Origin of the sequence: Pseudomonas sp. P116 (assembly GCF_020149425.1) — a bacterium.
Lineage (GTDB): Bacteria > Pseudomonadota > Gammaproteobacteria > Pseudomonadales > Pseudomonadaceae > Aquipseudomonas > Aquipseudomonas anatoliensis.
The window spans coordinates 552775-568821 of sequence record NZ_JACVHB010000003.1; the positions used below are offsets into that span (position 1 = coordinate 552775).

The 16047-nt window shown below is 59.6% G+C and carries 13 protein-coding genes; 4 read left to right on the top strand and 9 right to left on the bottom strand.

The genetic code is table 11. The annotated features are described in order from the left end of the window. Positions 1-86 precede the first annotated feature (86 nt). Positions 87-473, bottom strand: coding sequence for a hypothetical protein (locus ICA15_RS12990; protein ID WP_150688302.1), 387 nt, complete (start codon positions 471-473; stop codon positions 87-89). Positions 474-624: 151 nt separating this feature from the next. Between ICA15_RS12990 and phoB the strand changes: the two genes are divergently transcribed. The 3 genes from phoB (at position 625) to ICA15_RS13005 (ending at position 4201) form a co-directional block, all read left to right on the top strand. After that, the gene (gene phoB, locus ICA15_RS12995) at positions 625-1314 is read left to right on the top strand and encodes a phosphate regulon transcriptional regulator PhoB (RefSeq protein WP_007896474.1); all 690 of its coding nucleotides are present in this window, start codon (positions 625-627) and stop codon (positions 1312-1314) included. A gap of 137 nt (positions 1315-1451) precedes the next feature. Further along, entirely contained in the window at positions 1452-2738 is a 1287-nt protein-coding gene (gene phoR, locus ICA15_RS13000) for a phosphate regulon sensor histidine kinase PhoR (protein WP_215731328.1), read from the top strand. Positions 2739-2860: 122 nt separating this feature from the next. Continuing rightward, on the top strand, positions 2861-4201 hold the full coding sequence (locus tag ICA15_RS13005; protein ID WP_150593411.1) for a hemolysin family protein: 1341 nt from the start codon (positions 2861-2863) through the stop codon (positions 4199-4201). 173 nt (positions 4202-4374) lie between these two features. Here ICA15_RS13005 and ICA15_RS13010 read toward each other — a convergent pair whose 3' ends face one another. The 8 genes from ICA15_RS13010 to ICA15_RS13045 all read right to left on the bottom strand — a co-directional run bounded on the left by ICA15_RS13010 (position 4375) and on the right by ICA15_RS13045 (position 15217). Continuing rightward, on the bottom strand, positions 4375-5271 hold the full coding sequence (locus tag ICA15_RS13010) for a peptidoglycan DD-metalloendopeptidase family protein (protein WP_210553329.1): 897 nt from the start codon (positions 5269-5271) through the stop codon (positions 4375-4377). A 185-nt stretch (positions 5272-5456) separates the two neighbouring features. Further along, positions 5457-6416, bottom strand: coding sequence for a response regulator (locus ICA15_RS13015; protein ID WP_210553328.1), 960 nt, complete (start codon positions 6414-6416; stop codon positions 5457-5459). Between the two features lie 176 nt (positions 6417-6592). Beyond that, positions 6593-7354, bottom strand: a complete 762-nt coding sequence (gene phoU, locus ICA15_RS13020; RefSeq protein ID WP_042561816.1) for a phosphate signaling complex protein PhoU — start codon at positions 7352-7354, stop codon at positions 6593-6595. 71 nt (positions 7355-7425) lie between these two features. Next, entirely contained in the window at positions 7426-8259 is an 834-nt protein-coding gene (pstB, locus tag ICA15_RS13025; RefSeq protein ID WP_093429626.1) for a phosphate ABC transporter ATP-binding protein PstB, read from the bottom strand. Positions 8260-8442: 183 nt separating this feature from the next. After that, the gene (pstA, locus tag ICA15_RS13030) at positions 8443-10113 is read right to left on the bottom strand and encodes a phosphate ABC transporter permease PstA (protein WP_150603585.1); all 1671 of its coding nucleotides are present in this window, start codon (positions 10111-10113) and stop codon (positions 8443-8445) included. 16 nt (positions 10114-10129) lie between these two features. Next, the gene (locus tag ICA15_RS13035; RefSeq protein WP_210553327.1) at positions 10130-12412 is read right to left on the bottom strand and encodes an ABC transporter permease subunit; all 2283 of its coding nucleotides are present in this window, start codon (positions 12410-12412) and stop codon (positions 10130-10132) included. Between the two features lie 274 nt (positions 12413-12686). Next, complete coding sequence (locus tag ICA15_RS13040; RefSeq protein ID WP_042561820.1) at positions 12687-13685, bottom strand: phosphate ABC transporter substrate-binding protein PstS; 999 nt, start codon at positions 13683-13685, stop codon at positions 12687-12689. Between the two features lie 233 nt (positions 13686-13918). Then, positions 13919-15217 (bottom strand): MFS transporter, encoded by a 1299-nt coding sequence (locus ICA15_RS13045; RefSeq protein WP_210553326.1) that lies wholly within the window; start codon positions 15215-15217, stop codon positions 13919-13921. A 374-nt stretch (positions 15218-15591) separates the two neighbouring features. Between ICA15_RS13045 and ICA15_RS13050 the strand changes: the two genes are divergently transcribed. Beyond that, entirely contained in the window at positions 15592-15996 is a 405-nt protein-coding gene (locus tag ICA15_RS13050; RefSeq protein ID WP_003229628.1) for an acyl-CoA thioesterase, read from the top strand. The last annotated feature ends 51 nt before the right edge of the window (positions 15997-16047 follow it).

Here is a 16047-nt window from a genome sequence, read left to right on the forward strand (position 1 = left end):
CAGCTCGATAGCGGTGGATCAGTTCACAAATATTCTGACTGACACGACGCTTTCGCGAGCAGGCTCGCTCCCACAGGGAATCGCGGTTATTTCTGCGATTCGCGAACGACGTGCCAGACGCTTTTCATCTTGTCGCCTGTCATGTCTCCAGGCTTCTCGTCCTTCATGAAGGTGTACAGCGGTTTGCCATCGTAGGCGTACTGCATCATGCCGTCATCGCGCTTGATGACACTCCATTTACCGTCAGCCTTGGCGTCCGCCGGCGCCATCAATGGTGGCCAGTTCTTGGCGCAGTCGTCGTTGCACATCGACTTGCCGCCAGCGTCCTTGTCGAACGTGTAAAGCGTCATGCCTTTGTGGTCGACCATCATGCCGTCTTTCATCATGGCCGGATCGGCAGCCATCGCCAGTCCAGGCAGAGTCAGGGCGGCAGCCATCAGCAAAGCTTTGAAGGAAACAGTCATTTGAGTCATGGAAACCTTCTCTTGTGGTTGTCAGGATTCGGACTCAAAGCTTAGTTGAGGATCTGCACATTCGCCCCCGAGCTAAAATACTGTCACACGACTGCAATAATTCCGTTATCTAATGCGGCGCAAGACAGTTAAATGACAAGAGGATTAAGGCATGGTTGGCAGGAGCATTCTGATCGTCGACGACGAAGCGCCGATTCGCGAAATGATCGCCGTGGCGTTGGAAATGGCCGGCTATGACTGCCTCGAGGCAGAGAACTCGCAGCAGGCGCACGCCATCATCGTCGACCGCAAGCCGGACCTGATCCTGCTCGACTGGATGTTGCCCGGCACATCCGGCATTGAGTTGGCCCGACGTCTGAAGCGTGATGAACTGACCGGGGACATCCCGATCATCATGCTCACCGCCAAGGGCGAAGAGGACAACAAGATCCAGGGTCTTGAAGTCGGCGCCGATGATTACATCACCAAACCATTTTCCCCACGCGAACTGGTCGCACGCCTCAAGGCCGTGCTGCGCCGCGCCGGCCCGACCGATGGCGAAGCGCCAATCGAAGTCGGTGGCCTGCTGCTCGACCCGATCAGCCACCGCGTGACCATCGACGGCAAACCGGCCGAGATGGGCCCGACCGAGTACCGTCTGCTGCAATTCTTCATGACCCACCAGGAACGCGCCTACACTCGCGGCCAGTTGCTGGATCAGGTCTGGGGCGGCAACGTCTATGTTGAAGAGCGCACGGTCGACGTGCACATCCGACGACTGCGCAAGGCCCTCGGCGACGCTTACGAAAATCTGGTACAAACCGTGCGCGGCACCGGCTACCGGTTCTCCACAAAAGCATAAAAACAGCTGCAAGCTTCTAGCTACAAGCGGCAAGAAACAGCGAGCCGCTCTGACTTGTAGCTTGCAGCTTGAAACTTGACGCTGCGGCTAAGGACGCCCCCGTGAATCAAAACTGGCATGGCACCCTGATTCGCCACATGCTGCTGCTGGTCACCGCCTGCCTGGTGATCGGTCTGATCAGCGGCTATTACGGCTGGAGCCTCGCGGCGGGACTGGGTATTTACCTGGCCTGGACACTCAAGCAATTGCTGCGTCTGCACGAGTGGCTGCGCCTGCACCAACCTGATGAAGCACCGCCCGACGGTTACGGTCTGTGGGGCGAGGTGTTCGACAGCATCTATCACCTGCAGCGCCGCGACCAACGAGTGCGCGGGCGTCTGCAAGCGGTGATCGACCGGGTCCAGGAGTCCACCGCTGCGCTGAAAGACGCGGTCATCATGCTCGACAGCGATGGCAACCTCGAATGGTGGAACCGCGCCGCCGAAACCCTGCTCGGGCTCAAGACCCCACAGGACAGCGGCCAACCGGTGACCAATCTGGTGCGCCATCCGCGCTTCAAGGAATACTTCGAGCAAGACAGCTATTCCGAGCCGCTGGAAATCCCCTCGCCGACCAATGATCGCGTGCGCATTCAGCTGTACCTGACCCGCTACGGCAACAACGAACACTTGATGCTGGTGCGCGACGTCACGCGCATTCATCAGCTGGAACAGATGCGCAAAGACTTCATCGCCAACGTCTCCCACGAATTGCGCACGCCGCTGACGGTAATCTGCGGCTATCTGGAAACCCTGCTCGACAACGTCGAAGAAGTGAACCCGCGCTGGAGCCGTGCCCTGCAGCAGATGCAACAACAGGGCGGGCGCATGCAGACGCTGCTCAACGATTTGTTGCTGCTGGCGAAGCTGGAAGCCACCGATTACCCGTCCGACAACCAACCGATACAGATCGACACGCTGTTGCAGTCGATCACGAGCGATGCGCAGCAATTGTCCGGCTCGAAAAACCAGCGCATCACTCTGGAGGCCGACAGCAGCCTGTTGCTCAAGGGCAGCGAGGCGGAACTGCGCAGCGCGTTTTCCAATCTGGTGTTCAACGCGGTGAAGTACACCCCGGCCGAGGGCAATATCCGCATTCGCTGGTGGGGCGACGAGCAAGGCGCACACCTGAGCGTGCAGGATTCGGGGATCGGCATCGACAGCAAACACCTGCCGCGCCTGACCGAACGCTTTTACCGTGTCGACTCCAGCCGCAACTCCAACACCGGTGGCACCGGGCTCGGTCTGGCCATCGTCAAACACGTATTGCTGCGCCACCGCGCACGCATGGAGATCAGCAGCGTGCCCGGCCACGGCAGCACGTTCACCTGCCATTTCGCCCCGGCTCAGGTCGCTTACGCACGGGCGATCAACGCCGCCGAGTGATACCGGCCGGCACGCGCCACTAGGCAATCGCCAAGTCAGCCGCTACATTGGCTGACTTGTGCCTGCCTTTCAGGTGCGGCTTTTATCTCTTTTGAATCACACGGAACCCGCAAAACTCCATCATGGACCCTTCCCCTGGCTTGTCCCTCGCAACAATATTCGCCGATTTCGGCATGATCCTTTTTGCTCTGATCCTGGTTTTGCTCAACGGCTTTTTCGTTGCGGCAGAATTCGCCATGGTCAAACTGCGCTCGACCCGCGTCGAGGCCATCGCTGACAAGAACGGCTGGCGCGGGCACATCCTGCGCACCGTACACAGTCAGCTCGATGCGTACCTCTCGGCGTGTCAGCTCGGTATCACCCTCGCCTCGCTTGGTCTGGGCTGGGTGGGTGAGCCCGCGTTTGCGCACATTCTCGAGCCGCTGCTGGAAAGCGTTGGCGTGCAGTCGCCTGAAGTGATCAAAGGCGTGTCGTTCTTCGCCGCGTTCTTCGTCATTTCGTATCTGCACATCGTCGTCGGTGAGCTGGCGCCCAAATCCTGGGCAATCCGCAAACCCGAGCTGCTGTCGCTGTGGACGGCGGTGCCGCTGTACCTGTTCTATTGGGCGATGTACCCGGCGATTTACCTGCTCAACGCCAGCGCCAACGCGATTCTGCGTATCGCCGGCCAGGGTGAACCCGGCCCGCACCATGAACACCATTACAGCCGCGAAGAACTGAAACTGATCCTGCACTCCAGCCGTGGCCAGGATCCCAGCGACCAGGGCATGCGCGTTTTGGCCTCGGCGGTGGAGATGGGCGAACTGGAAGTGGTCGACTGGGCCAACTCCCGCGAAGACCTGATCACGCTGGAATTCAACGCGCCGCTGAAAGAAATCCTGGCGATGTTCCGTCGCCACAAGTTCAGCCGTTATCCGGTGTACGACAGCGAGCGCCAGGAGTTCGTCGGCCTGCTGCACATCAAGGATCTGCTGCTGGAGCTGGCAGCACTGGATCACATTCCCGAGTCGTTCAACCTGGCTGAACTGACCCGTCCGCTGGAGCGCGTGTCGCGGCACATGCCGCTGTCGCAGCTGCTGGAGCAGTTCCGCAAGGGCGGCTCGCACTTCGCCGTGGTCGAGGAGGCTGACGGCAACATCATCGGCTACCTGACCATGGAAGACGTGCTGGAAGTGCTGGTCGGCGATATTCAGGACGAACACCGCAAGGCTGAGCGCGGCATCCTCGCCTATCAGCCGGGCAAGCTGCTGGTGCGCGGCGACACGCCATTGTTCAAGGTTGAACGCCTGCTGGGGATCGACCTGGACCACATCGAAGCCGAAACCCTCGCTGGCCTGGTCTATGAAACCCTGAAACGGGTGCCGGAAGAGGAAGAAGTGCTGGAAGTCGAAGGCTTGCGGATCATCATCAAGAAGATGAAAGGGCCGAAGATTGTGCTGGCGAAGGTGTTGATGCTGGATTAATGGGAGTTTGGGGGGGCTCTTGTGGCGAGGGGATTTATCCCCGATGGGCTGCGAAGCGGCCCCAAACCCTGCAACTCTGTACTTACTGACTGCATTGAATGGTTCTGGGACGGCTACGCCGTCCATCGGGGATAAATCCCCTCGCCACAAAAAACCTCAACACCCTATCGCGCCTACTGCTTGCCCAACGCAAAGTTGGGCAACGCCCCCAGCGGCTGGTTGAACTGATACGGAATCGACACCAGCCCCGCGCCGCTGTTGCGCTGCACCACAAAGTGCAGGTGCGGGCCACTGCTGTTGCCGGTATTGCCCGACAGCGCCAACGGACTGCCCACTTTCACCCGCTGCCCTTCGCGCACACTCACCGAACCTTGCTTGAGATGCAGGTACACGCCCATCGTGCCGTCGTCGTGCAGCACCCGCACGAAATTGCCGGATGCATCATTGCCGCGCCCGTTCTGCGAATTCTCGGTCTTTACCACCACGCCGGCCCGCGCCGCGATAATCGGCGTGCCGACCGGCATGGCGATGTCCATTGCATATTTGTTCTTCGGCCCATAGTGGCTGTATTGGCCGTTGGCACCCTGACTCAAGCGGAACGGTCCACCACGCCACGGCAGCGGATAACGATAGCCCTGGGCCGCTCCTGAAGGATCGCCGAGGGAATAGTGAAACTGCGGCGAATACACCAATGGCTGGCCGCCGGACACCGCTTTGAGCAACGCCAACCGCGTATTGCTGCGCGCCGGCAACACCCGGCGAATGGTTTGAGTCGGCGCGCCACGCACGTTGCTCAGCCCGGTAAACGCCAGCGCTATCTCAACCGGCGCATACAGGTCATTGCGCACGAACACCACGTCGACGCCCTTCTGTTTCTTGATGTCGAGGTAGACCTGGCGCTCGAGGCGCTCGACCATTCGGTCCTGAAACACGAACACCTTCGCACCTTTGCTCGGACGGTCGCTGTACGAGACCACGCCGTTGGCATCGGTGGATTTGTAGATGGTCATTGCCACAGCCAGGTTGGAGGCCATGACCAAACCACAGAAAAACAGCAGGCGCGCGAGCATGGGCAAGAGTCTGTCGAAGTAAGGCCTGGGAAAGAGCCTAGCAGGTGAGACAGACCAGGGTAGTCGAGAGATGTTTCAAATTTGGCACAGCCCAAAGCAAAAGATCGCAGCCTTCGGCAGCTCCTACATTGGAATGTGATCCCTGTAGGAGCTGCCGCAGGCTGCGATCTTTCGGGGCGCCCCGCTTATGCGCCGGGAACGAAGTGCTTCTGCGCCGTGCCGCGGGCGATCAGACGGGAGATGTAGTCGAGTTTCTGCGCGTCCTGGTCGACGAAGCGGAACGTCAGTTGCAGCCAGTCGCTGTCAGGTTTCTGCTCAAACGCGACGATGGCGTGCAGATAGCCATTGAGGCGGGCGATTTCGGCGTTGTCACCCTGCTCCAGGTCGAGCACAGCGCTGTCGAGGATCTGCGGCAGGGTGTCGGTGCGTTTCACCACCAGCAGCGCTTCCTTGATGCTCAGGGCCTTGATCACGCATTGCTGCGTGCCGCTCGGCAGGCGCAATTGGCCCTGACCGCGACCGCTGGCAGGCGAAGACGCAGCCACAGGCGCCTTGACCGGTGGGCTGTTGAGCAGGCCACGCGACGCGGCTGCCGCCGGTGCAGGCGCCGCGGCGACGGGTTTGGCAAACGGGTTTACCGCCGCCGCAGCCGGGGCACCGCCACCAATTACCGCTGCTTTACCGCCGGTCAGGGCACTCAGGGAGTCATTGCCGAACGCCGAGTTCATCTTGGTCGGTGCGCTGTTCATCAGGGTGTCGAGCTTGCCGACCTTGTTCAGCGCCTGCTTGACCTTGGTCAGCAGTTGTTCGTTGGTGAACGGCTTGCTGACATAGCCGGAAACGCCGGCCTGGATCGCCTGCACGACGTTTTCCTTGTCGCCACGGCTGGTGACCATGACAAACGGCATGGTCTTGAGATTTTCCTGCTCGCGGCACCAGGTCAGCAGTTCCAGACCCGACATTTCCGGCATTTCCCAGTCGCACAGGACCAGGTCGAAGGCTTCACGGGCCAGCATGGCCTGGGCCTTCTTGCCGTTGATGGCGTCCTCGGTGCGGATCCCCGGGAAGTAATTACGCAGGCACTTTTTCACCAGGTCACGAATGAACGAAGCGTCGTCCACAACCAACACACTGATCTTGCTCATCCAACACCCCTATTAAAATCCCGGCAAGCATAACGCTGGCTGATGGCACATTGCCAAAACTCTTCAGTCACGCCGGGACTTTTCGTTCGCGGGTGCTGCTTTTTAATTCGATTGATTCAAAAGCACCGGAAACAAAAACGCCCGGCCAAAGGGCCGGGCGCTTTTCTCAGGCAATCTTACTTATCGTCAGCAACGCCCGGAACATTAGCGGTTTCGCCGCTTGTGCCTTGAACTTCTTCCTTCATGCGCTTGAGGCCCATGTGGCGCACGTCGGTGCCGCGCACCAGATAGATCACCAACTCGGAGATATTGCGCGCGTGGTCGCCGATGCGCTCCAGCGAACGCAGCACCCAGATGATGCTCAAGACGCGCGAGATAGAGCGCGGGTCTTCCATCATGTAGGTCGCCAGTTCACGCAGGGCAGTCTTGTACTCGCGGTCGATGATTTTGTCGTATTGCGCCACCGACAAGGCCAGATCGGCGTCGAAACGGGCAAACGCGTCCAGCGCATCGCGAACCATGTTGCGCACCTGGTCGCCAATGTGGCGAACCTCGACGTAACCGCGCGGGGCTTCGCCTTCTTCGCACAGTTGAATGGCACGGCGGGCGATCTTGGTGGCTTCGTCGCCGATACGCTCCAGGTCGATCACCGACTTGGAGATGCTGATGATCAGACGCAGGTCGGACGCCGCCGGCTGACGACGGGCCAGAATGCGCAGGCACTCTTCGTCGATGTTGCGTTCCATCTGGTTGATCTGGTCGTCGATCTCGCGCACCTGCTGAGCCAGGCCGGAGTCGGCCTCGATCAATGCCGTGACCGCGTCGTTGACCTGCTTCTCGACCAGCCCGCCCATGGCCAGGAGGTGGCTGCGCACTTCCTCAAGCTCGGCATTGAACTGCGCGGAAATGTGATGGGTAAGGCCTTCTTTACTAATCATGTTGGCGTCCTTGGAGCGTCCGGTAAGGTGCGGCGGGCCGCAGCGTCAATTCTGTGAGTAACCCGCAACTGTCAGCCGTAACGACCGGTGATGTAGTCTTCGGTCTGCTTCTTGGCCGGATTGGTGAACAGCGTATCGGTATCGCCAAATTCCACCAGTTTGCCCATGTACATGAACGCCGTGTAGTCGGACACCCGCGCGGCTTGCTGCATGTTGTGGGTCACGATGACGATGGTGAACTTGGACTTCAGTTCGTAGATCAGCTCTTCGACTTTCAGCGTCGAGATCGGGTCGAGTGCCGAGCAAGGCTCGTCGAGCAGCAGGACTTCTGGCTCCACGGCGATGGTGCGCGCGATTACCAGACGTTGCTGCTGACCACCGGACAGACCCAGTGCCGACTCGTGCAGACGATCTTTGACTTCGTCCCACAGCGCCGCGCCTTTCAGTGCCCACTCAACGGCTTCGTCGAGGACGCGCTTCTTGTTGATGCCCTGGATGCGCAGACCGTAAACCACGTTTTCGTAGATGGTTTTCGGGAACGGGTTCGGCTTCTGGAACACCATGCCGACGCGACGACGCAGTTCGGCCACATCTTCGCCCTTGCGATAGATGTTGTTGCCGTACAGGTTGATTGCGCCTTCGACACGGCAGCCGTCAACCAGATCGTTCATGCGGTTGAAGGTGCGCAGCAGCGTGGACTTGCCGCAGCCGGACGGGCCGATGAACGCGGTCACGCGCTGTTTCGGAATGTTCATGCTGACGTCGAACAGTGCTTGCTTCTCGCCGTAGTACAGGCTCAGGCCCGGCACTTCGATGGCAACGGTTTCCTGCTCGAGGTTCAGGCTCTGCTTGTCGCGACCCAAGGCAGACATGTTGATGCCGTGGGTATGGGTTTCGTGCTGCATGGGACATCCCCTGTGCTAACAAATTCGGTTCTATGAACCACTGGCATAGCCAATGGGTTACTCAAAATCTATGGCTGCGCCGATCCTTGTGGGAGCTGGCTTGCCAGCGATGCAGGCAACTCGGTCTGCCAGTTACACCCTGGTGTTGCCATCGCTGGCAAGCCAGCTCCCACAGGATTTGTATTAACTATCCAGTGCTTTGTATTTTTCGCGCAGGTGGTTACGGATATACACCGCCGACAGGTTCAACGTCGCGATCACCAACACCAGCAACAGCGCCGTGGCGTACACCAGCGGTCGTGCCGCTTCGACGTTCGGGCTCTGGAAGCCGACGTCATAGATGTGGAAGCCCAGGTGCATGATCTTCTGGTCCAGGTGCAGGTACGGATAGTTGCCATCCACCGGCAGCGACGGCGCCAGTTTCACCACACCCACCAGCATCAGCGGCGCTACTTCACCGGCGGCACGGGCCACCGCGAGGATCATGCCGGTCATCATCGCCGGACTGGCCATCGGGATGACGATCTTCCACAAGGTCTCAGCCTTGGTCGCGCCGAGGGCCAACGAACCTTCACGCACGGTGCGAGGAATCCGCGCCAGGCCTTCTTCAGTGGCCACGATCACCACTGGCACCGCCAGCAGCGCCAGCGTCAGCGAAGCCCAGAGCAGGCCCGGCGTACCGAAGGTCGGTGCCGGCAACGCTTCCGGGAAGAACAAGCGGTCAACCGAACCACCCAACACGTAAACGAAGAAGCCCAGGCCAAACACGCCGTAAACGATTGCCGGAACACCCGCGAGGTTGTTCACTGCGATCCGGATGATCCGCGTCAGGGTGTTCTGCTTGGCGTATTCACGCAGGTACACCGCTGCCAGAACGCCGAACGGCGTCACGATCATCGCCATGATCAGCGTCATCATCACGGTGCCGAAAATCGCCGGGAAGATCCCGCCCTCGGTGTTCGCTTCACGCGGGTCGTCCGACAGGAATTCCCAGATCTTGCTGAAGTAGAAGCCGATCTTGGTCATCGTGCCCATGGCGTTCGGCTGGTAGGCGTGAACCACTTTGCCCAGATCGATTTGAATCTCTTTGCCGTTGGCATCGCGAGCGGTCAAAGCGTCGCGGTTGAACTGCGCATGCAGATCAGCCAGACGCGCTTCGATGTCCTGATAGCGGGCATTGAGTTCGGCACGCTCGGACTCCATGTCGGCTTGCGCGGCGGCGTCGAATTTGCCTTCAAGCTCCAGTTTGCGACTGTGCAGGCGGATGCGCTCCAGCCCTGCGTTGATCGCGCCGATGTCGGTTTTTTCCAGCGATTTCAGTTGCGCGGCCAGACCATTGACGCGGTCGATCCGCGCTTGCAGTTCAGGCCAGGCCGCTTCACCTTCGGCGATGACCTTGCCGTCCTGTTTGACGTTGACCAGGTAGCCGTAGAAATTGCCCCACTCACGACGTTCGATCGCCATCAGCTCCGGCGGCGTCTTCTGGTTGGTCAGCCACTCGCCGACGATCCAGGTGAAGTCGTTGCCGTTCAGGTCACGGTTGCCAACTTTGATCAGCTCGCGGGTCATGAATTCCGGGCCAGCGTCCGGCACCGGCAAACCGGCGCTCTTCAGACGGGCGCGGGGCACTTCTTCTTTCTGCACCACTTCGCCGACCACCAGATGCTGGGCCTGGCCCGGCACGTCGTAGCTGGCGTGGATCAGATCCGCCGGCCAGAAGTGACCCAGGCCGCGCACGGCAATCACTGCCAGCAGGCCAATGGTCATGATGACCGCGATGGACACCGCGCCACCGCTGATCCAGACGCCTGGGGCGCCGCTCTTGAACCATCCTTTCAGGGAGTTCTGTTTCACAGACTTCTACCTTTGCTTAAAGCGACGAGTATTTCTTGCGCAGACGCTGACGAATCAGTTCTGCCAGGGTGTTCATGACGAAGGTGAACAACAGCAGCACCAGCGCCGAGAGGAACAGCACGCGGTAGTGGCTGCCGCCGACTTCCGACTCGGGCATTTCCACTGCGACGTTGGCGGCCAGGGTGCGCAGGCCTTCGAACAGGTTCATTTCCATGACCGGGGTGTTACCGGTGGCCATCAGCACGATCATCGTTTCACCGACCGCACGGCCCATGCCGATCATCAGTGCCGAGAAGATGCCCGGGCTGGCGGTGAGGATCACCACGCGAGTCATGGTCTGCCACGGCGTGGCACCGAGGGCCAGCGAACCGAGGGTCAGACCACGGGGCACGCTGAACACGGCGTCTTCGGCGATCGAGTAGATGTTCGGGATCACCGCAAAACCCATGGCCAGGCCGACTACCAGAGCGTTGCGCTGGTCGTAGGTGATGCCCAGATCGTGGGAGATCCACATGCGCATGTCGCCGCCGAAGAACCAGTTCTCCATGAACGGGCTCATGTACAGCGACAGCCAGCCCACAAACAGGATCACTGGAATCAGCAGCGCACTTTCCCAGCCATCCGGAACTCTCAGACGGATCGACTCAGGCAGACGGCTGAAGGTGAACCCGGCGACCAGAATGCCGATCGGCAGCAACATCAACAGGCTGAAGATGCCCGGCAAATGTCCTTCCACATAAGGGGCGAGGAACAGACCGGCGAAGAAACCGAGGATCACCGTCGGCATCGCTTCCATCAACTCGATCACCGGTTTGACCTTGCGGCGCATGCCCGGGACCATGAAGTACGCGGTGTAGATCGCGGCGGCAACGGCAAGCGGCGCAGCCAGCAGCATCGCGTAGAACGCGGCTTTCAGGGTGCCGAAGGTCAGTGGCGAGAGGCTCAGTTTCGGTTCGAAATCGGTGTTGGCCGCAGTCGATTGCCAGACATATTTAGGCTCGTCGTAGTTCTCGTACCAGACCTTGCTCCACAGCGCGCTCCAGGACACTTCCGGGTGCGGGTTATCAAGCAGCAGCGGTTGCAGCTTGCCGCCGGCTTCGACGATCACGCGGTTGGCACGCGGCGACAGACCGAACAGGCCTTGGCCTTCAACAACCTGATCGACCAGCAAGGTACGGTGCGCGGTGCTGTGGAACACGCCGAGCTTGCCGTCGGCATCCAGCGCCAGGAAGCCTTTGCGGCGCTCTTCGGCGGTGATCTCAATGATTGGCGCCTTGCCCATCTGGAACGTACGAATCTGCTTCAGGCGCTGCTCGCCATCGGGGTCGCGAGCCATGAACCACTGGGCCAGACCACCTTTGGAGTCACCGATGATCAGCGAGATACCGCCAACCAGTTGCGTGGTTGCGGTGACTTCGGCGTCAGCATTTTCGAGCAATTTGTAACGACCGTTAAGGCTCTTGTCGCGCAGGCTGAACACGTCGGCCTGAGCACGACCGTTGACCACATACAGCCACTGCTGGCGCGGGTCGACGAAGATGTTTTTCACCGGCTCGGTCATCTGCGGCAGATCAATACGCTTCTGCTCGTTGGTGACTTCGCCAGTCATCATGTTTTCTTCGCTGGTCAGCGACAAAACATTGAGTTGCGAACCGGTCGAACCCACCAGCATCAGCGTCGAATCGGTAGCATTGAGGCTGACGTGCTCCAGCGCACCACCGCTTTCGTTCAACGCGATCGGCGTGTTGCCGTACGGGTATTCGATAGCCGGGGTGATGGTTTTCTTGCTGTCGGGATAGCTGACTTTATAGGTGTGACGGAACACCAGCGCCTGACCGTTGGACAAACCCACGGCCACCAGCGGATGACCTGGCTGGTCTTCTCCAATGGAGGTCACGGTTGCGCCTGCCGGCAATGGCAGGTCGACGCGCGTCAGTTCAGCACCGCTGTCGAGATCGAAGAACAGCGCCTGGCCCTTGTCGGAAACGCGCATGGCCACCTGATTCTGCTCTTCGAGCGAAATCATCAGCGGCTTGCCGGCGTCCTGCATCCAGGCCGGGGTGATGGCATCTTTCGCGGTCAGGTCGGCACCCTTGAAGAGCGGCGCGACGACATAGGCGAGGAAGAAAAAGATCAGGGTAATGGCTGCCAGCACCGCCAGGCCGCCAACGAGGACGTACCAGCGAGTGAAGCGATCCTTGAGCGCGCGAATGCGGCGCTTGCGTTGCAGCTCAGGCGTATTGAAGTCAATGCGCTTGGGAGGATTAGTAGTCATTTGGGAATTGGCCAGATCATTCATGCGCTCACCCTAGCGATCCTGTATGACAGAAAGATGACAATGCAGTGACGCAGCAAATCCACCGCCAGCGGGTACTGGAGGAGGATCAAGGAATTCGAAAGGTTTCAGCCCTTTTGGGACCCGCTTGAAACCTGTGCAGGAGCTGTCGAGGGAACCGAGGCTGCGATCTTTTGATCTTGCGATCAGAGGCCAGATCAAAAGATCGCAGCCTCGTTTCACTCGACAGCTCCTACAGGGTTCCTGCAGGTCCGGGGGTTAGCCCGGACCTAAGGTGTTACTTCTTGGCGACAGCGCCGCCTTCCTGCAGACCCAGGTCAGCCAGTGCTTTTGCAGCAACCTTGGCTGGCAACGGGATGTAGCCGTCTTTCACAACAACTTCCTGACCCTGTTTGGACAGAATCAGTTTCACGAACTCGGCTTCCAGCGGGGCCAGAGGCTTGTTCGGGGCTTTGTTGACGTAAACGTAGAGGAAGCGCGACAGCGGGTACTTGCCGTTCAGGGCGTTTTCTTCGGTGTCTTCGATGAAATCGGTGCTGCCTTTCTTGGCCAGAGCTACCGTTTTCACGCTTGCGGTCTTGTAGCCGATACCCGAGTAACCAACGCCGTTCAGCGAGGAGCTGATCGACTGCACGACCGAAGCCGAACCAGGTTGTTCGTTGACGTTTGGCTTGAAGTCGCCTTTGCACAAGGCTTCTTCTTTGAAGTAGCCGTAGGTGCCCGATACCGAGTTACGACCGAACAGCTGAACCGGCTTGTTGGCCAGGTCGCCGGTCACACCCAGGTCACCCCAGGTTTTCACGTCGGTTTTAGCACCGCACAGGCGAGTGGACGAGAAGATCGCGTCGACTTGCTCCATGGTCAGACCCTTGATCGGGTTGTCCTTGTGTACGAATACAGCCAGGGCGTCCACGGCAACCGGGATAGCGGTTGGCTTGTAGCCATATTTGGTTTCGAAGGCTTGCAGCTCGTTGTCCTTCATCTTGCGGCTCATCGGGCCCAGGTTAGCGGTGCCTTCAGTCAGCGCAGGTGGCGCGGTCGAAGAACCGGCGGCCTGAATCTGGATGTTTACGTTCGGGTATTCTTTTTTGTAGTTCTCAGCCCAGAGGGTCATGAGGTTGGCCAGGGTATCGGAGCCGACGCTGGACAGGTTGCCCGACACACCAGTGGTCTTGGTGTAGCTCGGGATAGCAGGGTCAACAGCGGCAACCGCGTTGGCAGTCGCAACGCCAGCAGCGACAAAAGTCATTGCCGCCATCAAACGCTTCAGTTTCATGCCTTACTCCTAGCAGATAGGGTGTGTTAAGTCGGGGCCAAGTATCAGCAGGCCGTGTGAACACTCTATGGCTGAAATATGACAATTGGATGAAAGGCCAGCATTCGGGTTTTACAAGATGATTCGAGTGACCCCAATCGCGAGCAGGCTCACTCCTACACTTGAAATGCATTCCAAATGTAGGAGTGAGCCTGCTCGCGATGGCGTCTGTACAGCTACAGATAATGTCGGACTCAGCGCCCCCTCTTCCACAGCCACGCGCCAACCAGTATCCCCATCGCGCAAAGCACCGCCACATAGTAGGCAGGCCCCATCGGGCTTTCTTTAAGCAGCAGGCTGACGATCATTGGCGTCAGGCCACCGAAGATTGCGTACGCCACGTTGTACGAGAACGACAACCCGCTGAAACGTACCACTGGCGGGAACGCCTTGACCATCACGTACGGTACCGCACCGATGGTGCCGACCAGCAAACCGGTCAGGGCATACAGCGGGAACAGCCAGTTCGGGTGATCGGCGAGGCTGTGATAGAAGGTCCACGAACTGATCAACAGGCCCAGGCAACCGAACACGAATACGCGGCCAGCGCCAAAGCGATCGGCCAGCGCCCCGGAAATAATGCAGCCAAAGCTCAGGAACACAATCGCCAGGCTGTTGGATTGCAGCGCTGTGGTGGGCGAGAAGTGATAGACCGTTTGCAGCACGGTCGGGGTCATCAGGATCACCACAACAATGCCGGCAGACAGCAGCCACGTCAGCAGCATCGAGATCGCAATCGCCCCGCGATGATCACGCAGCACCGCGCGCAGCGGCACTTCTTCGGCCAGCGCCTTGCGCTGTTGCAGCTCGGCAAATACCGGTGTTTCGTGCAGCCAGCGGCGCAGGTAAACCGAGAACAGACCAAACACGCCGCCAAGCAGGAACGGAATCCGCCAGGCGTAATCGGAAACTTCGGTCGGCGTATAGATGCTGTTGATCGCCGTGGCGACCAGCGAGCCGAGCAGGATACCGGCGGTCAGGCCGCTGGTGAGCGTGCCACAGGCGTAACCCATATGCTTTTGCGGCACATGTTCGGAAACGAAGACCCACGCCCCCGGCACTTCACCACCAATCGCCGCGCCTTGAATCACGCGCATCAATAGAAGAAGGATCGGCGCCCACATGCCGATCTGCGCATACGTCGGCAGCAAACCCATGATCAGGGTCGGCACGGCCATCATGAAGATGCTCAGGGTGAACATCTTCTTGCGCCCCAGCAGGTCGCCGAAGTGCGCCATGACGATGCCGCCCAGCGGCCGCGCGAGATAACCGGCGGCGAAGATGCCGAAGGTCTGCATCATGCGCAGCCACTCGGGCATGTCGGCCGGGAAGAACAGTTTGCCGACTACGGTGGCGAAGAATACGAAGATGATGAAATCGTAGAATTCCAGCGCGCCACCGAGGGCGGACAGCGACAGAGTCTTGTAGTCATTGCGGGTCAACGGTCGTGCGGGTTGCTCGGGCTGCGCGAGGCTCGAAGGCGCTGTGGTCATGGCAAGGGCTTCTCTTATAGTCGGATCTGCCGCCACAACAACGCTGGCGGTGGCTTCGGCAGGTTCGGCACCATAGCAAATTGTTCGAAAAAGCACATAGAGCCGCGTATTTGACAGTCGAAATCAGAACCGGACGGTCGTCGTGGAGTCTACCGACCGATATACTCGCAAACTTGCCCCGGTTTGTAGGGGGTTGCTGTGCGAAAACGTTGTTGGCCCGCCCTTTGATCGGCGCAGCCGGTTTCGCAGAGTTTCCCTTTAGTTGCTTACGGAAAACGTGACGAACGTAGTATGTTCGGTGCTGAATCGTTTTTCCCGAAGACGGCTACCACCAGCAGCACACACGAAGAGTCACGGGTCAGAGGCCCCCCGGCATGATAGAACTCGAACAAGAAGATCCGATCCCGCAAGGCGACCTGGCCCTGCAAATCACCGCGCTTCCGCGCGAAACCAACGGCTTTGGCGATATTTTCGGCGGCTGGCTGGTAGCGCAGATGGATTTGGCCGGCACCGCGATGGCCAGCCGTGTTGCCGGTGGCCGCGTGGCCACTGTCGCCATCGACCGTATGGCGTTTCTGGTACCTGTGGCGGTCGGCGCGCAATTGTCCTTTTACACCCAGACCCTGGAAATCGGTCGCAGCTCGATCCAGATGATGGTCGAGGTGTGGAGCGACGATCCGCTGTCCAGCGAATGGCGCAAGGTGACCGAAGCGGTATTCGTCTTCGTCGCCATCGACGGCAGCGGCCGCACTCGTTCAGTGCCGCCACGCGCACGTTAAACCTCGCGGCCGTTTTGCGGTCGATAGTCGTCCCAAGTGTCTGATCGAGAG